The sequence below is a fragment of the Flavobacterium erigeronis genome (genome assembly GCF_054075165.1).
In genome coordinates this window covers 80,351-101,078 of record NZ_JBSKGP010000003.1, presented here as the reverse complement: position 1 = coordinate 101,078, position 20,728 = coordinate 80,351, and the positions used below count along the sequence as shown (strand labels likewise).

At 34.1% G+C, this 20,728-nt stretch carries 21 protein-coding genes; 11 read left to right on the top strand and 10 right to left on the bottom strand.

Annotated elements, in window-relative coordinates; translation table 11 throughout:
- Positions 1–4 precede the first annotated feature (4 nt).
- Both ACWA1F_RS06990 and ACWA1F_RS06985 read right to left on the bottom strand, forming a co-directional pair.
- A complete protein-coding gene (locus ACWA1F_RS06990; RefSeq protein ID WP_008468989.1) occupies positions 5–484 on the bottom strand; it encodes an Lrp/AsnC family transcriptional regulator in 480 nt (159 codons plus the stop codon).
- Between the two features lie 77 nt (positions 485–561).
- Positions 562–1,716, bottom strand: a complete 1,155-nt coding sequence (locus ACWA1F_RS06985) for a M14 family metallopeptidase (protein ID WP_456892776.1) — start codon at positions 1,714–1,716, stop codon at positions 562–564.
- A gap of 312 nt (positions 1,717–2,028) precedes the next feature.
- On the opposite strand from ACWA1F_RS06985, the gene ACWA1F_RS06980 reads away from it, so the two are divergent.
- The gene (locus ACWA1F_RS06980; protein ID WP_456892774.1) at positions 2,029–2,484 is read left to right on the top strand and encodes a helix-turn-helix domain-containing protein; all 456 of its coding nucleotides are present in this window, start codon (positions 2,029–2,031) and stop codon (positions 2,482–2,484) included.
- An 84-nt stretch (positions 2,485–2,568) separates the two neighbouring features.
- Here the strand turns inward: ACWA1F_RS06980 and ACWA1F_RS06975 are convergent, their stop codons facing one another.
- Positions 2,569–3,120 carry a 1-acyl-sn-glycerol-3-phosphate acyltransferase gene (locus tag ACWA1F_RS06975; RefSeq protein ID WP_456892772.1) on the bottom strand — a complete coding sequence of 184 codons (552 nt, stop codon included), beginning with the start codon at positions 3,118–3,120 and terminating at the stop codon, positions 2,569–2,571.
- 64 nt (positions 3,121–3,184) lie between these two features.
- Between ACWA1F_RS06975 and ACWA1F_RS06970 the strand changes: the two genes are divergently transcribed.
- The 6 genes from ACWA1F_RS06970 to ACWA1F_RS06945 all read left to right on the top strand — a co-directional run bounded on the left by ACWA1F_RS06970 (position 3,185) and on the right by ACWA1F_RS06945 (position 7,921).
- Positions 3,185–3,850: a spermidine synthase gene (locus ACWA1F_RS06970; RefSeq protein WP_456892770.1), complete on the top strand. Its 666-nt coding sequence runs from the start codon at positions 3,185–3,187 to the stop codon at positions 3,848–3,850.
- A 4-nt stretch (positions 3,851–3,854) separates the two neighbouring features.
- On the top strand, positions 3,855–4,532 hold the full coding sequence (locus ACWA1F_RS06965; RefSeq protein WP_456892768.1) for a peptidoglycan DD-metalloendopeptidase family protein: 678 nt from the start codon (positions 3,855–3,857) through the stop codon (positions 4,530–4,532).
- Between the two features lie 6 nt (positions 4,533–4,538).
- Positions 4,539–5,015, top strand: coding sequence for a hypothetical protein (locus ACWA1F_RS06960; RefSeq protein ID WP_306154997.1), 477 nt, complete (start codon positions 4,539–4,541; stop codon positions 5,013–5,015).
- Positions 5,016–5,027: 12 nt separating this feature from the next.
- Positions 5,028–5,552 (top strand): hypothetical protein, encoded by a 525-nt coding sequence (locus ACWA1F_RS06955; protein WP_306154995.1) that lies wholly within the window; start codon positions 5,028–5,030, stop codon positions 5,550–5,552.
- Positions 5,553–5,599: 47 nt separating this feature from the next.
- On the top strand, positions 5,600–6,070 hold the full coding sequence (locus tag ACWA1F_RS06950) for a nuclear transport factor 2 family protein (RefSeq protein WP_456892765.1): 471 nt from the start codon (positions 5,600–5,602) through the stop codon (positions 6,068–6,070).
- Between the two features lie 108 nt (positions 6,071–6,178).
- On the top strand, positions 6,179–7,921 hold the full coding sequence (locus ACWA1F_RS06945) for an APC family permease (protein WP_456892763.1): 1,743 nt from the start codon (positions 6,179–6,181) through the stop codon (positions 7,919–7,921).
- A gap of 992 nt (positions 7,922–8,913) precedes the next feature.
- On the opposite strand, the gene ACWA1F_RS06940 is transcribed toward ACWA1F_RS06945, so the two are convergent.
- A complete protein-coding gene (locus ACWA1F_RS06940) occupies positions 8,914–10,401 on the bottom strand; it encodes an aminotransferase class V-fold PLP-dependent enzyme (protein WP_456892761.1) in 1,488 nt (495 codons plus the stop codon).
- A gap of 186 nt (positions 10,402–10,587) precedes the next feature.
- On the opposite strand from ACWA1F_RS06940, the gene msrA reads away from it, so the two are divergent.
- Together msrA and ACWA1F_RS06930 are read left to right on the top strand one after the other, a co-directional pair.
- Positions 10,588–11,121, top strand: a complete 534-nt coding sequence (msrA, locus tag ACWA1F_RS06935; protein ID WP_456892759.1) for a peptide-methionine (S)-S-oxide reductase MsrA — start codon at positions 10,588–10,590, stop codon at positions 11,119–11,121.
- A gap of 135 nt (positions 11,122–11,256) precedes the next feature.
- Positions 11,257–12,825, top strand: a complete 1,569-nt coding sequence (locus ACWA1F_RS06930; protein ID WP_456892757.1) for a protein adenylyltransferase SelO — start codon at positions 11,257–11,259, stop codon at positions 12,823–12,825.
- A gap of 198 nt (positions 12,826–13,023) precedes the next feature.
- Here ACWA1F_RS06930 and ACWA1F_RS06925 read toward each other — a convergent pair whose 3' ends face one another.
- Entirely contained in the window at positions 13,024–13,992 is a 969-nt protein-coding gene (locus ACWA1F_RS06925; RefSeq protein ID WP_456892755.1) for a YpdA family putative bacillithiol disulfide reductase, read from the bottom strand.
- Between the two features lies 1 nt (position 13,993).
- The gene (locus ACWA1F_RS06920; RefSeq protein WP_456892753.1) at positions 13,994–14,467 is read right to left on the bottom strand and encodes a CYTH domain-containing protein; all 474 of its coding nucleotides are present in this window, start codon (positions 14,465–14,467) and stop codon (positions 13,994–13,996) included.
- A 219-nt stretch (positions 14,468–14,686) separates the two neighbouring features.
- Between ACWA1F_RS06920 and ACWA1F_RS06915 the strand changes: the two genes are divergently transcribed.
- Positions 14,687–15,595: an OmpA family protein gene (locus ACWA1F_RS06915; protein ID WP_456892751.1), complete on the top strand. Its 909-nt coding sequence runs from the start codon at positions 14,687–14,689 to the stop codon at positions 15,593–15,595.
- A 95-nt stretch (positions 15,596–15,690) separates the two neighbouring features.
- Positions 15,691–16,161 carry a hypothetical protein gene (locus tag ACWA1F_RS06910; RefSeq protein ID WP_456892749.1) on the top strand — a complete coding sequence of 157 codons (471 nt, stop codon included), beginning with the start codon at positions 15,691–15,693 and terminating at the stop codon, positions 16,159–16,161.
- A 250-nt stretch (positions 16,162–16,411) separates the two neighbouring features.
- On the opposite strand, the gene ACWA1F_RS06905 is transcribed toward ACWA1F_RS06910, so the two are convergent.
- The 4 genes from ACWA1F_RS06905 to menA form a co-directional block, all read right to left on the bottom strand.
- On the bottom strand, positions 16,412–17,446 hold the full coding sequence (locus tag ACWA1F_RS06905; protein WP_456892747.1) for an o-succinylbenzoate synthase: 1,035 nt from the start codon (positions 17,444–17,446) through the stop codon (positions 16,412–16,414).
- A gap of 97 nt (positions 17,447–17,543) precedes the next feature.
- Positions 17,544–18,770, bottom strand: coding sequence for a tetratricopeptide repeat protein (locus tag ACWA1F_RS06900; protein WP_456892745.1), 1,227 nt, complete (start codon positions 18,768–18,770; stop codon positions 17,544–17,546).
- A gap of 222 nt (positions 18,771–18,992) precedes the next feature.
- On the bottom strand, positions 18,993–19,670 hold the full coding sequence (locus ACWA1F_RS06895; RefSeq protein ID WP_456892743.1) for a metal-dependent hydrolase: 678 nt from the start codon (positions 19,668–19,670) through the stop codon (positions 18,993–18,995).
- Between the two features lie 30 nt (positions 19,671–19,700).
- On the bottom strand, positions 19,701–20,663 hold the full coding sequence (gene menA, locus ACWA1F_RS06890; protein ID WP_456892741.1) for a 1,4-dihydroxy-2-naphthoate octaprenyltransferase: 963 nt from the start codon (positions 20,661–20,663) through the stop codon (positions 19,701–19,703).
- Between the last annotated feature and the right edge of the window lie 65 nt (positions 20,664–20,728).

Here is a 20,728-nt window from a genome sequence, read left to right as displayed (position 1 = left end):
GTTCTTACATATTTTTGAAAATAGTATGCATCAAACGCTTCTTATCGTTTATACTTTCCTCTAATGAAATCATTGTTTCTGTTCTGTAAACACCATCGATATCGTCAATCATAAAGATAACTTCTTTCGCGTGTTTAGTGTCTTTTGCTCTAATTTTGCAAAAGATGTTGAATTTTCCTGTCGTTACAGAAGCTACAGTAACGAATGGAATTTGATTGATTCGCTCTAATACAAATTTAGTTTGAGATGTATTATTAAGAAAAACCCCTACATAAGCAATAAATGAATAACCTAATTTATCGTAATCTAAGGCTAATGAAGATCCCATGATAATACCGGCATCCTCCATCTTTTTAACTCTAACGTGTACTGTACCAGCAGATATCAATAGTTTTTTTGCAATGTCAGTAAACGGAACTCTCGTATTGTCTATTAACATATCTAAAATCTGGTGATCTACTTCATCTAAACGAAATTTACTCATAATTGTTTAATTAATATTACTAATTGCTATTACAAAGTATAAAATTATATATAAAAAACAACAAATTCACATAAAAATTAACTTTTTATTAATCCGTTAACAAATTTAACATTTTTATTTAAATAAAAATCTGCCTTCTGACCCGTTTTTGGAAGATTTTGGAAATCGTCCGAATATTCTGCGCCTTTTGCATCGTATTCGTAATGTCCAAAATAATTTTCCAATTCACCTACTTCTGCGATGTAGGCATTAAAATGAATCTTATTTTCGATTAATTCTTCTTTGTATTGTGCGACAAAATTCGTAATAATTTCGATACCATCATAATTTATTTTGACATTTTTATACATAAAATCATAAAAAACGACATTATTTTGTGAAATATTCAAATATTCACCAAATCTATTATCAACTAAATCGTTTTCGGAAATCAATTTAAAGCTTAAAATTAACGAGAAAAATATGAATTTCCTAGTAATTTCGCGCTCATAGTCGTCTGGAAAGTGTCCTGCCTCAAATAATATAGTTGGAACTCCTAAAAATTGAAAAGTGTCTCCTATACAATTAATGTTAAAGGAGTCATCAAAGCGTCCGACTTGCCCTGGAATGTATTTTTGAAGCTCTTCATTGATGCCTGCAATGATATTTATGGCTTTTAATCTGTTATCGTTTACTTCCCTTTCCTCATTATAAGAAGGCGCTAGAAAAGAAACTGTTGCAGGTTTTCCAGTTGTACCAGCTCCAAAAATAGTACGCTGATCATGAAGATTAAAGCAGAAATCAGGTTTGAATTGCTCAAATACTTCGCGCAAAACTTTACTTTCTGGCTGTGTCAAGTCTTGCGAATCACGATTTAAGTCTACTTCATTCGCGTTTGCTCGGGTATAAAGCCTTGCTCCGTCTGGATTAAGTATCGGAATACATAAAAAAGTGAAGGTATTTAGCATTTGCTTAGCTAAATCAGTATCATCATTCAATAAATTAATAAAATCGAATAGAGCTTTTGTAGTAGTGCTTTCGTTACCGTGCATTTGCGACCATAAGTACGCGCGTGTTTTTCCTGTTCCAATTTGGTAACTATATATAGGTTCTCCTAAAACAGATGTTCCAATAATCTGTACTTGACCATTGGTGTTTAGTTTGTCTAAAAGAGGTTTAATATGATCTAAAGTAAGATATCTTCCAGAGATAGACTGTTCTTTGTATTGTGTAAATAACTGTTCTAAATTCATTGCATTTCGATTAGTTTACAAAAGTAAACATCTTTATTTTTACAATTGTAAACTATTAAAAAATTTGAGAATTTAGAATTGTAAACAATATTTGGAACAATTTGTTACTATTTGATACAACTTATTTCAATACAATGAATTAGAATATGTACAGCTTTATAAACATATAAATTTCAATTCATTAGCGTAATCTAATTCAATTTTAAATTTAACATAAAACCCACCCAGTATTAAAAACACAACAATACTATTGCAGTAGTTTATCTTTTTGTTTACATTTGTAAATGAGATAATGAAAAACAAGAATTCACAATGGTAAACATAGATGATTTTGTAAAAAGGCTTGAAACTGTATTAGATTATTATGGTTTGAATGCTTCTGCTTTTGCCGATAAAATTGGTGTGCAGCGCTCTAGTATGTCTCATCTCCTATCGGGCAGAAACAAGCCGAGTTTAGATTTTGTAATGAAAATTTTAGAAGTTTTTCCCGATGTAGATCTTTATTGGATTTTAATTGGAAGAGGAAATTTTCCAAAAACTAATGAGCAAGAAAATGTAGAAATATCTAAACCTTCTGCTCCTATTTTGCCAATTCAAAATTCAGATCAAAATTTATTCTCAACTTTTGAGAAAAATGAAAAAGAAGAAAAATCAGAAACAAAAAAATCATCAACTCCAAAAAATGTAAATTTTGATTTGGAAGATGATGAAATTGAAAAAATTGTCTTGTTTTACAAAAATGGAACTTTTAAAGCTTATTCTCCGTGATGCAAAAATTAGCGCATATTTGACTCTTGGTTCAGAAAATTTTCAAATATGCGATTCTCGCGCGTTTGCAAAAAATCTCAGAAATTAGAGTTTAACTCCATTTTCTGGAATTTTGCCTACTATTCCTTTATAATGTTTCTTCAAAATCTCGAAATCGGCCTCATAATTTCCAGTCGGATAAAATGGTTCGCCGAGATTGACTTCTTTCTTACCCCAATCAAAAGCTACGGGAACAATTGGCACTTTCGCTTTAAGCGCTATAAAATAAAATCCGGTTTTTAATTCGTTTACTTTTTTTCGTGTTCCTTCTGGAGCAACAGCTAAACGAAAGATTTCTTTTCGATCAAAAATTGCCGCAATTGAATCTACTTTATTTAATCCGCCAGAACGGTCTAAAGGTTCTCCTCCAACATTTCTAAAATAATATCCAAACGGAAATCGAAACAATTCTTTCTTTCCGACCCAATTCATTTGAAGTCCCGAAATTCCGCGAGTGAAAAGTCCGATATAAAAATCATGATTACTCGTATGAGGCATCACCATTAGAATACATTTTTTAACTTCCGCATTTTCGATTCCCACTATTTTCCAGCCCATTAGCTTAAAAAATATGAATTTGTATAATAGTTTTTTCATTAAAGGTTCAATATTTCGTGCAAAATAAAAGATTTAATGGTAAATTTGAGTAAAAGCATAAAAAATGATTCGAAAATTTTTCAGTTATATAATTCCAATAAAAATATTTAAGAAAAAATCGGCCAGAAGCAAAACGATCGAAGTCACTTGGGCAAATGGCGAATTAGTATTGGATACTGAAAACACAAATTATTCGTACGGAAGTCTGCAGCGTATATTAAGGTACGGACTTCGGAATATTGGTTACGATAAAATTTTAGGAATGGAACACATTCTTTTATTGGGAGTTGCCGGCGGAAGCGTCGTAAAAACATTAGTAGATGAGATTGCGTACAAAGAAAAAATAACGGGAGTTGAAATTGATCCCGATATGATTCAGATCGCCAATCAATATTTTAATCTTAATCAAATCAAGCAATTAGAAGTAGTTATTGATGATGCATTTGAATTTGTCCTTAAAACAAAAGAAAAATACGACCTTATAATTATAGATATTTTTGAAGACACGCACATGCCAAACTTTCTGTTTGAAAAGTTTTTTGTCGATAGAGTCTGCACGATCTTAAATGATGATGGTTTTGTTCTATTTAATACTATGATCCTAGACGAAGCGCATAATGTTCGAAATAGAAAATATGTTGCAGAAGTGAATCCGAAATTATTCCAAACAAAAATGCTTCCCCGAATTGAACTACATAATGAATTAATAATTATTAATAAAGTTGCTTAATTTTATGAAACCCCTTGCCTCCATCTTAAATGCCTTACCACCTGCTAAAGTTATTGACTCCTCAATTACTATTTCTGAATATACGCCGTTAAATTTATCGGTTTCAAATCAAGAATTAGCCAATCAGAAATTGGATACTTCAGAAGATTTTGAAAAGTACATTTCGAATTTTCTTAAAGAAAAAAACGCTAAAGTGGCCTTTGGCGGTTATATTGAAGGCCGATTTTTATATCAAAGAAGCCCGATTTTTTTGGATGCTTCAAAACCAGAACGCAATATTCACATTGGTTTAGATTTATGGGCAGAAGCCGGAACTGCTGTGCTTGCCGCACTTGACGGAACAGTTCATAGTTTTAAAAACAATATTGGTTTGGGCGATTATGGCCCGACAATTATATTGGAACACAAAGTAGAAAATGAAAAATTTTATACTTTATACGGACATTTGTCGTTAGAAAGTATAGAAAACTTAACGATCGGAGACCATTTTAAGAAAGGCGAAAAAATTGCGACTCTCGGAAATGCCTCAGTAAATGGCGATTACGCACCTCACGTCCATTTTCAGATTATCCATAATATTGGTGATTACTGGGGAGATTATCCAGGTGTCTGCAATACAAAAGACCTAAACTTTTATATCGAAAATTGTCCCGATCCAAACTTATTATTAAAAATTACTTAAATAGTTATGAAGAAAGCAGGATTGATTATATGTTTGTTGTTATTAATTGGATGTAAATCGAAAACAGTAAGCAGAGATACAGAAGATTTAAAAATTAAAAAAGTTTCTGGAGCAGAAATAGATGCAAATCAGCAGCGAAAAGCGTATGATTTAGGAAAGAGAGTTCTCGAAACTTGTAACACTTCAAAATTTAAACCTTTTAACGAAACGGAAGTTACTAAATCGGTTATGGAAAACACTACAGAAGAGCGTTTAACCAAGACCTGCCAAAGATTTAGACAGTATTATGGAAGTTTTATAGATTTAAAATTAGACGGAGTTTACAAAACCAAACAAGAAGTCATTTACCGCTATCACGCATTGTATACCAAAAAAGTAGCCAATAAAGAATTGCGTATTTTTGTAAATGAAGACAATCTCATTTCGGCCATAAAATCTATGGATTGGGATGAAAAATTTGATGCCAAATTAGCCGATCAATAAATTAAGATACCTATGAATTTTAAACTACCACTTTTTCTTTTATTATTTGTTTCAACATTTGCTTCAGCACAGCAAACTATTAGCGTAAAGGGATCTGCACCATATCCTGCGACACAAGAATATACTTTCATCTGTGATAAATATGCTTACTCTGGGGAAATTAATGTTCAAATAGCGAAAACAGAAAAAGGTGGTATTTTAAAATTAACCATTTCTACTGCAAGCGACAAAGCAAAAATTGCTGGCGGTGTTTACGTCGATTTGACAAATGCCGATGTTATTGCCTGCACAGACAAAAATGTAAAAGAATCTGCAGACGGTAAAACAACTGCTTACTACTATTTTACACCAGCAGAATGGCTCAAACTTAAAAAGAGTGACATTTATGCCGTAAGATTTATTATTGCTGGCGGGCCAGATATATCAGGAAATCTTACTGGGCATTTTACAGCTTACAGTAAAGTCAAATATTTCTCAACAGCATTTGACAAATCAAAAAAAACATTTGACACCGCTAAAGAAATTAGTGTTTTATAATGATTATTTAATATAATAAATCTTATATTTAACATAAATATTTTTTTATGAATGCAAATGAAACCTTGATTACAAAATTCTATACCGCTTTCGCGAATGCAGACGCCAAAACAATGAGCGAGTGCTATCATCCGAAAGTTCATTTTATTGATCCAGCTTTTGGTTTATTAAAAGAAGAACAGGTTTCTAAAATGTGGGAAATGCTTCTTTTAAAAAGCAAAGGCAATTTAAAAATTGAATTCTCAGATGTAAAAGCCGATGCTTCTACCGGTAGCGCAAAGTGGACTGCCACTTATAATTTTAGCAAGACAAATAGAAAAGTTGTCAATAAAATTTCGGCGGAATTTATCTTTCAAGACGGACTAATTATCAAACACACCGACAATTTCGATGTTTGGAAATGGTCCAAACAAGCCTTTGGACTTACTGGTTATTTGTTAGGCTGGACAGGATTTTTTCAGAAAAAAGTACAGACACAAGCGCTATTAGCGCTTAAACAATTTCAGAATGCCAAATAAATCTGGATATACGCAAAGTATATCTTAGACTTAAATTCAATATCTGCCTTCTTACCGATTATAATTATTTTGTTGCTTCAGTATTAAAAGTATTAATTCTAAATGCTTATGAAAGAAATCGTACACAAAAAATTAAATCAATTACAGGCAACCGCGATCTGCGGAAACGATATTAGTTCTTCCTGCCTGTATGTTTCGGCTTTAACCATTTTATACGCAGGACAATACGCCTGGATTTCCCTTTTAATTGTCGCCGTTGTATTATTTCTCTTCAGAAAAATTTATGCAGAAGTCGTTGGAGCAATTCCTTTAAATGGAGGCGCTTACAATGTTTTGCTGAATACTTCTACAAAACGTCTGGCATCTCTGGCAGCGACCCTTACAGTACTATCCTATATGGCAACCGCTGTAATTTCTGCCTCCGAAGGTATGCATTATCTGCACGGAATTTTCGAAGGTTTGAATGTGACCATTGCTACAGTCATTGTTTTAGTTTTGTTTACAGGTTTGGCGATTTTAGGAATTGGAGAATCTGCATTTGTAGCAGTGGTTATCTTTTTGACCCATATTGGAACTTTGACATTGCTCGTTTTAGCATCAGCTTGGTTCGTTTTAAATAGCGGATTAGAAACTTTTCATATTAATTGGCAGACTCCAATAGCTTCAGGAAGCATCAGAACAGCACTTTTTCTTGGTTTTTCTGCAGCCATGTTAGGAATATCAGGTTTTGAAAGCTCCGCCAATTTTGTCGAAGAACAAGAACATGGTGTTTTTCCTAAAACACTTCGCAACATGTGGGGAATTGTAAGCTTCTTTAATCCCGTTATTGCTATCTTGTTAATTAGTGTAATTCCGTTAACAGAAGTTGGCGCAAACAAAGAATCGCTTCTAGCACACTTAGGAGAAACGACTGGCGGCTCATGGCTCGCCTGGCTTATCTCTATAGATGCCGTTATGGTACTTTGTGGAGCAGTTTTAACCTCCTTTGTCGGTGTTTCAGGACTTTTAAACCGAATGACATTAGATAGAATTTTGCCGAATTATTTTCTGAAACAAAATAAAAGAGGTTCGCATTATAGAATCGTTATAAGCTTCTTAATACTTTGTCTTTCTGTACTTTTCGCTACCAATGGACATTTAGAATCGTTGGCAGGAGTTTATACTTTTTCTTTCCTAGCAGTAATGGCGCTGTTCGGAATTGGAAATCTGCTTTTAAAATACAAACGCAAAAAACTTCCAAGACCTGAACGCGCAAGAGGCATTGCAGTTGTTGCAGCCGTAGCTTTTGTAATTGCAGCGTTTTTCGGAAATATGATATTGAATATCAATTCGTTTTACACCTTTTTGCAGTATATGATTCCAGCCCTACTATTTGTTGGCATTATGCTCAATCGTGTCGCTTTAATACGATTATTAATTGAAGCTTTAGAATATTTTTACCAGCCACTGCGAAAAATGGTGGTGCTGAGTAATCGCTATCTTGAAAGTTTAAGTTCGAAAATTAATTCTCAGGAGTTTGTTTTCTTTACCAAAGGAGACGACATTACCATTTTGAACAAAGTTTTGCAGTATGTTGAAGCCAATGAAACAACCAAGAAATTGAAAATTGTTTATGTCAAAAAAGATCCTATAGACAACGAAGCGCTAAAAAAAGATTTAGAAGTTTTAGATCGCGCCTACGACAAGCTCGATATAGAATACATTGAAGTCGAAGGCGTTTTCGGCCCAGAAATTATCGATGAACTCTCTCAAAAATGGAAAATCCCTAAAAACTTTATGTTTATCGGCTCTCCAGGAAATAGATTTTCCTATCGCGTTTCCGATCTTGGCGGAGTTCGATTAATTATGTAATTTTTTAGCAGCAGAAATTTTCGTTATTTCAAGAACATCAGTCCCGCTATCCGCTATATCTTTTATGCTGAACCCCAGCATAAAAGGATACCGCTCCTATCGGGGCTATACCACAAGTATATTTTTCAAAAGAAACATAAATAAAAAAAAACATATCTATTAAACGACAAAACCCGACAGGTTTCAAAAACCTGTCGGGTTTAACTGTTTCAGCTTTGCGAACTTATTCAACACAAAAACAAACACAAGCTTTATAAAATTCCTTAGCGCTCTTTGCGTTAAAAAAAGTTACAGATCTTAAAAATATAAGTTTTATGTCACCCTGAGCGAAGTCGAAGGGCATTCCAATTGACACGTAGGCTTCGACTCCGCTCAGCCAGACAAAAGGCGTCAACATTAAACCAGCCGGGTTTAACCAATCCAGCTTTGCGAACTTATTCAACACAAAAACAAACACAAGCTTCATAAAATTCCTTAGCGTCCTTTGCGTTAAAAAAAAGTCACAGTTCTACGTTAATTAATAAAATTTAAGAAAAAAATATCGATCAAAGCTATGTCACCCTGAGCGAAGTCGAAGGGCGTTCCAATTGGCAATTGCGTTAGCCAGACAAAAAATATAAAAAATAAACCCTACAGGCTTTAAAAACTTGTAGGGTTTAACCAATCCAGCTTTGCGAACTTATTCAACCCAAAAACAAACACAAGCTTTATAAAATTCCTTAGCGTTCTTTGCGTTAAAAAAAGTCAAAGTTCTACGTTAATTAATAAAATTTAAGAAAAAAATATCAATCAAAGCTATGTCACCCTGAGCGAAGTCGAAGGGCGTTCCAATTGGCAATTGCGTTAGCCAGACAAAAAATATAAAAAATAAACCCTACAGGCTTTAAAAACCTGTAGGGTTTAGCTATCCCAGCTTTGCGAACTTATTTTCAACACAAAAACAAACACAAGCTTTATAAAATTCCTTAGCGTGCTTTGCGTTAAAAAGAATATTAAGACTTAAACCACCCTTCTACCAATTCATCCTCAAACGAAGTCGCATCTTTATGAATAAACTCATTCTGCATTTTGTCATAAGAATAATCCAATGCCCACGTTTTATGGTTCGCTGCCAATTCTTTTATGCTCTTACAAACAAAAGCAATTTCTTCATCCGTAGTAGTTGGGTGAATCGACATTCTAATCCATCCCGGTTTTTTGATTAAATCGCCAATCGTAATTTCGTTAACCAATTTATTAGAAGTTTCCTGATCTACGTGCAATAAATAATGACCGTAAGTACCCGCGCAACTGCATCCGCCCCTAGTTTGGATTCCAAAACGATCATTTAAAATTTTAACACCAAGGTTAAAATGAAGATCATCAATAAAAAACGAAACCACACCAAGACGCTCTTTATGCTGTCCTGCTAAGATTTTTATATTTTCAACAGGCTCCAATTCAGAAAACACATAATCAACAATTTCATGCTCACGTTCCATGATGTTTTCAATCCCCATTTCCTCTTTCAGTTCAATAGCCAAGGCCGTTTTAATAACCTGAAGAAAACCAGGAGTTCCTCCATCTTCACGATCCTCAATATTATCAATATATTTATGCTCGCCCCACGGATTTGTCCAGCTTACCGTTCCTCCGCCCGGACAATCCGGAATCATATTATTGTATAATTTTTTATTAAAAATCAAAACGCCAGAAGTTCCAGGCCCGCCTAAAAATTTATGTGGAGACATAAAAATAGCATCCAAATATGCTTCTGGATCTGCTGGGTGCATGTCAATTTCTACATAAGGTCCTGAACACGCAAAATCTACAAAACAAACACCATTGTACTGATGCATCAATTTTGCAGCTTCATGAAATGGAATTCTCAAACCAGTAACATTTGAACACCCTGTAATAGAAGCAATTTTTATCGTTCGATCTTTATATTTTTCTAATAAAACTTCAAGATTTTCTAAATTAAAAAGCCCTTTCTCGCAAGACGGAATAATCTCCACATCTGCAATCGTCTCCAACCAAGAAGTCTGATTAGAATGGTGCTCCATGTGAGAAATAAAAACAATTGGTTTTTTCTCAGCAGGAACATTCGTAAAGCTCTTTAAGTTTTCTGGAACTTTTAATCCCAAAATACGTTGGAATTTATTAATAACTCCCGTCATTCCAGTTCCATCAGTAATCAAAACATCATCGTTATTTGCATTTACATGACGCTTGATAATATGTCTTGCATGATGGTATGCTTTTGTCATAGCCGTACCAGATACAGTCGTTTCAGTATGCGTATTGGCGACAAAAGGACCAAACTCATTTAGCAGCTTTTCCTCAATCGGACGATACAATCTTCCGCTGGCAGTCCAGTCTGTGTAAATTATTGATTTTCTGCCATACGGCGAAGTAAATTCTTGGTTTATACCGACAATATTCTTTCTAAATTCCTGAAAATAAGTTTCCAGTGTCATGGTACTATTTTTGCTATCCATTAGTTGTGCCTTGTGTTTGACTGCAAATATATAGTCTTTTTTATAAAATTGCGAATTTATCAATACTAAACTTCAAACACTAGAATACTGTTTGGTATTTTTAGTTAAAAGAACTTTTTTTTTAATAAATTATCATAATATCCTATCGAATTAATAGGCATTGTAAAGTAAAAGAAAGCATAATTTATGAAGAACATATCAATAGCTACCTTTGGTGGCGGATGTTTTTGGTGTATAGAAGCGGTAATTCAGCGTTTAAAAGGTGTAGAATCAATACAATCGGGATTTGCTGGCGGATTTATAAAGAATCCACCATATCGCGAAGTGCGCACAGGAAGAACAGGACATGCCGAAGTGATTCAAGTAGCTTTTAACCCTGACATAATTTCATATCATGACTTAATTCTTATCTTTATGACAAGTCATGATCCGACAACTTTAAACCGTCAAGGCGCTGACAGCGGAACACAATATCGTTCTATTGTTCTCTATCATGATGAGGAACAAAAAGAAATAGCAGAAAAAGTATTTGAAGAAGTCGCGCCTGCCTATCCAGATCCAATTGTAACGGAATTAAAACCTTTTGAAGTTTTTTACAAAGCCGAAGAAGACCATCAAAATTATTATAATGAAAATAAAGACGCACAATATTGCCAACTTGTAATCGATCCGAAAATTCAAAAACTAAAAAAAATGTATGCCGATAAATTGGTGAAATAGTCCTTAGTTCATAGTCCTTAGTGCTTAGTTTTTTCATCTTTTGCGAAAAAATAGCTGAGCAAGCACCAAGAAAATCTAGCAAATGATGAACTAAAATCTAAGGACTAAGGACTAGCAGCTAAAAAACTAAAAAAAATGAAAAATCTAAAAATAAAAAATCGTTTTACTGCCGAATTACCAGCAGATCCAGACTTGACAAACGAAGTTCGTCAGGTTAAGAATACGCTGTTTTCGTATGTAAATCCAACAAAGCCATCTAATCCGAAATTAATTCATGCCTCTGAAGAAGTTGCTGAATTGGTTGGGGTTTCTAAAGAGGAAATTCAATCAGAAGAATTTTTGAATGTTGTTTCTGGAAAAGAAATTCTCCCAGAGACACAGCCGTACGCCATGTGTTATGCGGGACATCAATTTGGAAACTGGGCGGGACAATTGGGAGACGGACGTGCCATTAATTTAACGGAAGTTGAAAATAATGGACAGTTTTACACACTGCAATTAAAAGGAGCTGGTAAAACTCCATACTCTAGAACTGCAGACGGTTTGGCTGTTTTACGTTCATCTATACGAGAATATTTGTGCGCAGAAGCCATGCATTATCTTGGAGTTCCCACTACCCGATCACTTTCGCTTGCTCTTTCTGGAGATCAAGTTTTAAGAGATATTTTGTATAACGGAAATCCCGCTTATGAAAAGGGAGCCGTGGTCTGTCGTGTTGCCCCTTCGTTTATTCGTTTTGGAAGTTATGAAATGTTAACGGCTAGAAATGAGCTGAAAAACCTGAAACAGTTTGTAGAATTTACCATCCAGCATTATTTTCCTGAAATAAAAGGCGAGCCAAAAGAACAATATTTACAATTCTTTCAAAAAGTTGCCGATACAACTCGCGAAATGATTCTGCACTGGCAACGCGTCGGATTTGTTCATGGCGTAATGAATACCGATAATATGTCGATTCATGGAATCACGATTGATTATGGCCCGTACGGTTGGCTGGAAAACTATGATCCAGATTGGACGCCCAATACAACTGACAGCCAAAACAGAAGATATCGTTTCGGAAATCAGCCTCAAGTGGCGCAATGGAATTTGTTCCAATTAGCGAATGCACTTTATCCGCTGATTAATGAAGCTGCACCTTTGGAAAAAATCCTAGATTCATTTATTACAGAATTTGAATCTGATTATAAAATAATGTTTTTAAGTAAATTAGGAATATTCACTTCAAGTGAAGCTGACGATAAAATCATTAAGGGTTTAGAAGAAATTTTGAAGTTGTCGGAAACTGATATGACTATATTTTTTAGAAATTTAAGTCTGATAAAAAAAGAAGATTCTGTAGAACAAGCCTTCGAAAAAATAGAAAATGCATTTTATATTCCAGAAGAAATAAAAGAAAATATTCTGGAAGCTTGGCAAAAGTGGTTCACAGTTTATTTGAAAAGATTAAATGCCGAATCGTTATCTGATGAAGAGCGTTCGGAAAAAATGAATAAAATAAACCCAAAATATGTGTTGCGAAATTATATGGCGCAATTAGCTATAGATGCCGCAGATAAAGAAGATTATACTTTAGTAGATGAATTATTTCAACTTTTAAAAAATCCATACGACGAGCAGCCTGACTCTCAAAAATGGTTTGCAAAACGTCCAGATTGGGCAAGAACAAAAGTCGGCTGTTCTATGCTGTCTTGCAGTTCTTAATGCTTTTTGCTTGCCACGAATTACACGAATTACACTAATTAAATAGTGCGCGGCAGTATCATACTTCTTAATTTTTTTTGCCACAAATTACACAAATTAGCACAAATTTATTTTAGCGATCTTTAAAAAATTAGCGGAAATTTGTGTAATTTTTGGCTATAAAAAACATATAGATTGCCATAATTCGTAGCAAATAAACTATTTAGCCGTAATATGATCTACTATCATAGTAGCATGGATTCTCGAGTTTTCGATAAACCATTTATGCGTCTGCATTCCGCCGCAAACTACACCGGCAAGAAATAAACCTTCAACATTGGTTTCCATAGTTTCCGGATTATAGACAGGAATTTTTAATTCATCTTCAGAAAGCTGTATTCCAATATTTTGAAGAAAATTTAAATCTGGTTTATAGCCAGTCAAAGCTAAAACAAAATCATTTTCAATTGTAATTTTACCGTTTGGCGTCTGAATTTCTACTTCATTTTCCCGAATTTCAGTAATATTCGACTCAAAATAAGCTTTAATGCTTCCTTCAGCAATTCTATTTTCGATATCTGGTTTTACCCAATATTTTACACGGCTGTTAATTTCGTTCTTGCGAATCACCATTGTCACCTCTGCTCCTTTTCTCCAACATTCTAAAGCTGCATCTACAGAAGAATTATTAGCTCCCACAACCAAAACTTTTCTAAAAGCATACTCGTGTGCTTCTTTGTAATAATGGCGAACTTTTGGAAGATTTTCGCCTAAAACATTCATTTCAATCGGAATATCATAAAAGCCGGTAGCAATAACAACATTCTTAGATTGGTAATTTTGTTTATCAGTTTTGATTTTGAAAATTCCATTATTCTTCTGAACATCAAGAACTTTTTCAAACAGATTAATATTGAATTTAAAATAACGGTGAATATTTCGATAATATTCCAAAGCTTCCTGACGTCCAGGTTTTGGCGCCAAACAGTTAAACGGAATTTCGCCTATTTCTAATCTTTCTGCAGTCGAGAAAAAGGTCATATATAATGGATAGTTAAAAATACTATTAACGATCGCTCCTTTTTCTATAATCAAATAGTTTAATTTTTTCTTTTCGGCTTCTATTGCACAAGCAAGACCAATTGGCCCGCCACCTACAATAATAAGGTCATATTTAGATTCTGTCATTTTATTTTTGCCAGTCTTTATAAGGATTTTTGCTTAAATAAGCATTGTAATATCTTTCATCGTTCGTTACTTCTTCGCCAAGCCAATCCGGTTTTTCAAAGACTTCATCTTCAGAATTTAATTCTATTTCAGCCATTACCAAACCTTCGTTTTCGCCGTAAAATTCATCAACTTCAATTACATGATTTCCAGATTTCACTTCGTAACGCGTTTTTTCAATTTTGCCTTTTTCGCATAATTTTAAAAGTTCTTGCGCTTCATCAAGCGGAATTTCATTTTCCCATTCAAAACGGGACATACCGCCGCTATGGCTTATTCCTTTTATAGTTAAATAGCCTTTATGCCCTTTGATTCTGACTCTAACCGTACGCTCAGGTGCAGAACTCAAATATCCTTGAGCGATCTTGTTTTGAGTAAAAGCCAGATTCTTGAATTCTTCTGATTTTACCAAAAATTTTCTTTCAATTTCGACCATTTTTCTTTCTTTATTTCAAATTTACTGCAAGTTAGTCAATTTAGCGATTTAAAAGTTTATCATAATTTAAATCTATTTGCTAGCTAAAGTGTTAATTTAAAAAGTAATCCTAATCTTACTTTTAAAAAAGCTATGAAAATAATAAATTTTCAATGATCTGATTATTAAATAATTAGCTTTTCTTTTTTTGCTAAATTTGATGGAATTAAAACCTAAATTATGTCTAAAAAAACACTCTATCTATTAGGCATTGCAATAACCATTATTTTAGGCACCTTTTTGTACCAAAAATTCTGCTGCAACTGCTGCGAAAAAACAGTAACGGATGATACTCCAAAAACAGTTTCTACTACTGTCGAAGAGCCTGATGTTCCGTTTGTATTAAATGGTCAAGGTATTGAATATCGTACCAGCGATAATTTAAAATTCCTTAAAAACAGCGCTAAACTTATAGTGCCTGTAAGTGATTCTTTAACAACTGGAATCGAAAAGCTAAAAGCCTTTTTAGCGTCGAATCCGAAACAGAAAATAACCATAACTGGTTATGCAACATCTGACGAAACCAATTCTACTTCTTTTGAAAATCTAGGTCTTGCTAGGGCAAATGACGTTAAGAATTATTTTGTATCGAATGGCTTGGCTGAAAATCAATTTACGACAAAAGGCGAAATAATAGATAAGTGGAAAATGAGTGCCGATACACTAATCGGGCCAGCAGATTATGCCTTCGAAACCATAGATTCCACTTCGACGACAACTGATGAATGGAGCTTGCTAAAAGAGAAAATAAATGCCGATCCGTTAATTCTGCACTTTAATACTAATCAGTCACGCCAAACATTAAGCGACGCCGATAAAAAGAAAGTTGCTGATATTGCTAAATATGCGGAGCATGTAAAAGATGCCACTGTTGTGGCTGTGGGGCATTCAGATAATGTTGGAAATCGGGATTCTAATATCGTTTTGGCGCAAAAAAGAGCTGAGTTTTCTAAAAATTATCTCTCTAAAAACGGAATTAGTGCAGAAAGAATTGAGACCATGTCTAAAGGTCCAGATGAACCTATTGGAGATAATCAAACTGAGGAAGGTAAAGCTTCCAACAGAAGAACTGTCATTACAATTAAATAATTAATTTCAAAACATATAATCATGAATATACCTTGTATTTTAATACCAATACTAGTGGGCTAATCTGTGGAATTTTAGGCTACTTACTAGGGAAAATGAACTCAAAAAATGATGATTCACTAACAGCTTCACTTCAAGCAGATTTGGATGCCTGCAGAGCTAACACTAAAAACTTAAATGCTAGAATTGCTACTTTAGAAGCAGATCTTGCTGCAAAAGTTAATGCATCAGCTCAATCTTTTGCATCTACAGCCGCTCCTGTTTTTCTTTTTGACAGTGAATTGGCTACAAGTGCGCTAGGAAGAAAAATAAAAGAAAATGATTTAAAAATAGTAGAAGGAATCGGACCAAAAATAGAAGCTTTGTTTAATGAAGCTGGAATTAAAACATGGTATGAGCTTTCCGAGGCTTCTACAGAAAAATTGCAATCTATTTTAGATGCTGGAGGTGAAAATTATGCGATCCATAATCCAAGTACTTGGGCTAGACAAGCATCAATGGCTTATCAAGGAAAATGGAAAGAATTAAAAGATTGGCAAGAAAGTCTTTTAGGAGGGAAAGAGTGATTTTTTTTAAGCTTCTAAGTTGCTAAGAGATACAAAGTGGCAAAGTGACAAAGGTGCAGAGTTTTTATATTCTAGATTTTTGTTTCTTCAACCTCTTTAGCTTCTAAGCTCCTGAGATACTAAGTTTCTAAGACTGATAGAAAGTGGCAAAGTGACCAAGGTACAGAGTTTTATATTCTAGATCTTTGTTTCTTTGCCACTTTGTTTCTTTGCCACTTTGTTTCTCTGTCACTTTGTTTCTTTGTCACTTTCAAAAGAAAGATTTCCAATCTTTTGAAGCATTGTACCAAAGCTGGCCTTTTTTTACTTCAAGAGGACAATCTATATTATTTGTATATAATGCTCCTGTTCCTAAACCTTGTGGCATATCTGAATTTAAGGTAAATGTCCACTGTGAAATAGCATTCAGGCCTATATTGCTTTCTAATGCCGAAGTGATCCACCAGCCAATATTATATTTTTCTGCTAATGTGATCCATTCTTGCGTACCGCGGAAACCACCGATAAAACTTGGTTTTAGTATGATGTATTGCGGTTTAATGTCTTGCAACAGTTGTTCTTTTTCTTCTAACGAAAATACTCCAATAAGTTCTTCATCTAAAGCAATCGGAAATGGAGTTTGTCTGCATAATTCAGCCATTTCAGCCACTTGACCTTTTTTTATTGGCTGTTCTATACTATGAAGCTGGAATTGTTTTAATTGATTTAATTTATCTAAAGCTTCTGTTGAAGAAAAAGCACCATTCGCATCGACTCTGATTTCTATTTCATCTGCTGAAAAATGGCTTCTTATAAATTGCAACAGTTCTAATTCTTTAGCAAAATCAATAGCTCCAATTTTAAGTTTGATGCAGTTAAAACCATCAGCTATTTTCTCTTCTATTTGCTCCTTCATAAAAGTTGCTTCTCCCATCCAAACTAAACCATTAATGGCAATTGAACTTGAATTTCGGGTAAAATCAGACGGAAATAATATATACGGATTCTCACTTTTAAGAGACAAAAAAGCCATTTCGATTCCGAATTGTATGGAAGGAAATTCTAATAAGGCATTCCAAAGTGCTGTTTCTCCTAAATGAATATTATCGCAAGCCCATTTTAGTTTTTCTTCATAATCTGGACGATCGTCCGCGCTTAAGCCACGCAATATTCCGCACTCGCCTATTCCTTTTTTTCCATTTTCTTCGAGAATTATAAACCAGGTTTCTTTTTCGGTCATAACTCCTCTAGAAGTTCCAGAAGGGCGTTTGAATTCTAGCAAATATTTTTGATAAGATGCGATCATTTTTTTAAAGGTGCTAAGATGCTAAGCTACTGAGATACTAAGGTGCTGAGATGCTAAGCTAAAAAAGATCGTTACCCAGCACTCTTATCTAAGAAACTTAATTATATAATTTTAAGATTTTTTCAAAATCATTTGATGGCAAACCTGCTTTTTCAAAAGCCTGAAAGTCAAGTTTTGTTTTAGCAATCCAGCTTAAACTGTCTGTTACATTTTGGCTTTGGTATTTTTTATAGATGGCTTTGGCTGCGCTATAATTGTTACTTACCAAATATGTATGAGCTAGATTTAATTTTACTAATAATTCTGTATCATCTATTTTTTCGCCTTCTTGAAGCACTTTTAAGGCTTTTGCATATTGTTTGGTCAGTATGTAGCAATATCCTAACGAACTGTAATCTATGGCTGTTGCTTTACCTTCGTTTACAATCGTATTCAATTTCGGAATTGCTTCGTTGTATTTTTGAGTTTTAATTAAAGATGCGGCTTGTGTTCTTAAATCGTTAAATACATTTTTAGAAATATCTGCGTCTTTGTAGCAACTGTTTCCGAAGTCTTTATACACTTTTGTTTTTTCTACAGCCAATAATTTTTGAAATTCATCATAGCGATATTGTTTCATGATTTTATTCAAAATACAAACGCAGAAATCATCTGAATTGGCCATTTTTTGTGCCATTGTAGAAGTTTTGCAAAGACTGATAATTTCGTTTTTATTATCTTGGTTCCATCCTCGGTTTAATTTTGTATCTACCCAAGGCACGACTTCCAAAACTACTTTTTGACTCAACAACCAATTTTTACTTTCAAAACCAAACCAAATAGTATTGATATTTTCTTTTAAACAAGAAGATTTATTGACAGACAAACGTTTAGCATCTTTACTGACTGGTTCTGCCTGAGAATAACACGCTTTGTCAATTTTACCATCTGCAACGTATTTTTTGGCATTTTCATTAGAGGTAAAAATCGAATACGTACATTCATCATCACCAGAGATTTTAGACATCAGGAAAACAGCTCCTGCAGAACCTTGGCTTACCCCCGTCGGGTCTGGAATTGCTTTTAATAAAGAAACCAGACTATTGGCCATTTCTTGATTTTTGTCTAAAAGTGTGATTCTGTATACAATTTCTGTAGTTCCAACGGGTAAATCTTCTGTTGGTATAGAAATTCTATCGCGTGCAGGAACCATAATTTCCTTGGTTGTTGCTCGCTCTTTGTCCCAATAGCCTTCTTTTTGAGCAAAGGCATTAAAGGAAACTGTTATAAGTAAGGATAAAATTATTTTGAAAGTTACATTTCGTGATGATGCTTTAAGTGCCACGGATCTTACAGATTAAAATGATTTTTACTTTTAAAACTCAAAATTCAATTAACATAGATTATGCCAAATAACTTTCTTATGAAATCGAGTGCCCTAGCCCCGATAGAGGCGGTATCTCCCGATTAACAAAAACTACGGCTAAAAAGCCTTGTTTTCTAAATCGGGAGTATAGTCCTGCGACTCCGCTCAGGAGGACAATTTAGACTTATCTTAGAATAAATATTATAGTTCTATAGATTCTCCGATTGGTAAAAGCATTAAATCTTTTCCTTTATCAAAAAATTTACGGATTGCATCTTCGTGATTAATCTCGATATAACCGAAAGTATCGTAATGATATCCTAACACTTTATCGCATTCTACAAAATCAGAGGCAATAATAGCATCTTCAACATCCATTGTAAAGTTGTTTCCGATTGGAAGAATTACTAAATCTAACTTTGTACGAAGCGGAATTAGTTTCATATCAAACGTCAATGCTGTATCTCCGGCAATGTAGATGTTTTTATGCTCGCCCTCAATAACAAAACCTCCAGGATTCCCTCCGTATAAACCATCAGGAAAACTGCTTGAGTGAATTGCGTTTACATATTTTACATTTCCGAAATCAAATTTCCAGCTTCCGCCATGATTCATCGGGTGAGAATTGAATCCCTTTTTTGCGTAATAACTCGCAATTTCAGCATTAGAAACAATAACTGCATTTGTATTTTTAGCAATCGCTTCAACATCCAAAACGTGGTCACCGTGCGCATGCGTTAATAAAATGTAATCTGCTTTTAATGTTTCAAGGCTGATTGCTGCAGCTAGCGGATTTCCTGTAATAAATGGATCTACAATAATATTTTTTCCTCCTACTTCAATAGCTAATGAAGCATGTCCGTAATATGTAATTTTCATTTTGTCAACTTTTATGTTAAACGTTTGTTTTTATCTTCCTCCTAAAAAGAGGTTTACAATAATGTCTGAAATTAGCGAAATCATACATACTGTAAGCAATATAGAAAGCAAGAATGTGCTTAATGCCAGTTTTTTCAATTCTGGATCTAATAATTTAGGATTTTGATTTTTGTAAACTGTGATTAGATGTTTTGTCAATGGAATATAAGCCAATAAAAACAAGTATTGGTCAAAGTTGTAATCGCTTAAAATAGCAAATACTACTACCGAAATCATTGCTGTAATAATTAGGAAAAAGTGATAATTTTTAGCTTTTTGAGCTCCAATCTGTACTACAATTGTATTTTTTCCAGATTTTCTATCCGATTCCTGATCACGCATATTGTTTAGGTTTAAAACCCCAACGCTCAATAATCCGATCGCTACCGCCGGAAGAATTAAAAGCGGATCAACTTCTTTTGCATATAAAAAGTTAACGCCCAATGTACTTACTAATCCGAAGAAAACGAAGACGAATAAATCTCCAAAGCCTCTATATCCGTAAGCAGAATTACCAACGGTGTAACGAATTGCTGAAACAATAGCTGCAATTCCTAGCAATAAGAAAAAAATAGAATACCCGAAATTGTCTTTTCCGAAGGCAAAATAAATTAATATAATGGCAGACAATAAAGTCAATAGTGAAGTAATAATGATCGCTTTTTTCATTGCTTGTGGTGTAATAACCCCACTTTGAATAGCGCGCTGCGGCCCCACTCGATCTGCATTATCAGTACCTTTTACTCCATCGCCATAATCGTTTGCAAAATTGGATAAAACCTGTAATCCTAATGTTGTCAATAAGGCAAAACCAAAAACCTTCCAGCTGAATACTTCAGTCGGCGTATTGATGGTTTCTGTTGGATTTGACAAAGCATAAATACTTCCAACTATAATTCCGGAAACTGATAAAGGTAAGGTGCGCAGTCTTGCGGCTTCAATCCAATGTTTCATTCTTGTTTATTATTTTAGATTTTAGAATTTAAATTTTAGATTCTTCTGATTAAAGATTAGATTCG

What these genes read in the sequence shown, in the direction of transcription:
- ACWA1F_RS06990 (WP_008468989.1), bottom strand. Translation starts at nt 484, where the DNA reads ATGAGTAAATTTCGTTTAGATGAAGTAGATCACCAGATTTTAGATATG.
- ACWA1F_RS06985 (WP_456892776.1), bottom strand. Translation starts at nt 1,716, where the DNA reads ATGAATTTAGAACAGTTATTTACACAATACAAAGAACAGTCTATCTCT.
- ACWA1F_RS06980 (WP_456892774.1), top strand. Translation starts at nt 2,029, where the DNA reads ATGGTAAACATAGATGATTTTGTAAAAAGGCTTGAAACTGTATTAGAT.
- ACWA1F_RS06975 (WP_456892772.1), bottom strand. Translation starts at nt 3,120, where the DNA reads ATGAAAAAACTATTATACAAATTCATATTTTTTAAGCTAATGGGCTGG.
- ACWA1F_RS06970 (WP_456892770.1), top strand. Translation starts at nt 3,185, where the DNA reads ATGATTCGAAAATTTTTCAGTTATATAATTCCAATAAAAATATTTAAG.
- ACWA1F_RS06965 (WP_456892768.1), top strand. Translation starts at nt 3,855, where the DNA reads ATGAAACCCCTTGCCTCCATCTTAAATGCCTTACCACCTGCTAAAGTT.
- ACWA1F_RS06960 (WP_306154997.1), top strand. Translation starts at nt 4,539, where the DNA reads ATGAAGAAAGCAGGATTGATTATATGTTTGTTGTTATTAATTGGATGT.
- ACWA1F_RS06955 (WP_306154995.1), top strand. Translation starts at nt 5,028, where the DNA reads ATGAATTTTAAACTACCACTTTTTCTTTTATTATTTGTTTCAACATTT.
- ACWA1F_RS06950 (WP_456892765.1), top strand. Translation starts at nt 5,600, where the DNA reads ATGAATGCAAATGAAACCTTGATTACAAAATTCTATACCGCTTTCGCG.
- ACWA1F_RS06945 (WP_456892763.1), top strand. Translation starts at nt 6,179, where the DNA reads ATGAAAGAAATCGTACACAAAAAATTAAATCAATTACAGGCAACCGCG.
- ACWA1F_RS06940 (WP_456892761.1), bottom strand. Translation starts at nt 10,401, where the DNA reads ATGGATAGCAAAAATAGTACCATGACACTGGAAACTTATTTTCAGGAA.
- msrA (WP_456892759.1), top strand. Translation starts at nt 10,588, where the DNA reads ATGAAGAACATATCAATAGCTACCTTTGGTGGCGGATGTTTTTGGTGT.
- ACWA1F_RS06930 (WP_456892757.1), top strand. Translation starts at nt 11,257, where the DNA reads ATGAAAAATCTAAAAATAAAAAATCGTTTTACTGCCGAATTACCAGCA.
- ACWA1F_RS06925 (WP_456892755.1), bottom strand. Translation starts at nt 13,992, where the DNA reads ATGACAGAATCTAAATATGACCTTATTATTGTAGGTGGCGGGCCAATT.
- ACWA1F_RS06920 (WP_456892753.1), bottom strand. Translation starts at nt 14,467, where the DNA reads ATGGTCGAAATTGAAAGAAAATTTTTGGTAAAATCAGAAGAATTCAAG.
- ACWA1F_RS06915 (WP_456892751.1), top strand. Translation starts at nt 14,687, where the DNA reads ATGTCTAAAAAAACACTCTATCTATTAGGCATTGCAATAACCATTATT.
- ACWA1F_RS06910 (WP_456892749.1), top strand. Translation starts at nt 15,691, where the DNA reads ATGAACTCAAAAAATGATGATTCACTAACAGCTTCACTTCAAGCAGAT.
- ACWA1F_RS06905 (WP_456892747.1), bottom strand. Translation starts at nt 17,446, where the DNA reads ATGATCGCATCTTATCAAAAATATTTGCTAGAATTCAAACGCCCTTCT.
- ACWA1F_RS06895 (WP_456892743.1), bottom strand. Translation starts at nt 19,670, where the DNA reads ATGAAAATTACATATTACGGACATGCTTCATTAGCTATTGAAGTAGGA.
- menA (WP_456892741.1), bottom strand. Translation starts at nt 20,663, where the DNA reads ATGAAACATTGGATTGAAGCCGCAAGACTGCGCACCTTACCTTTATCA.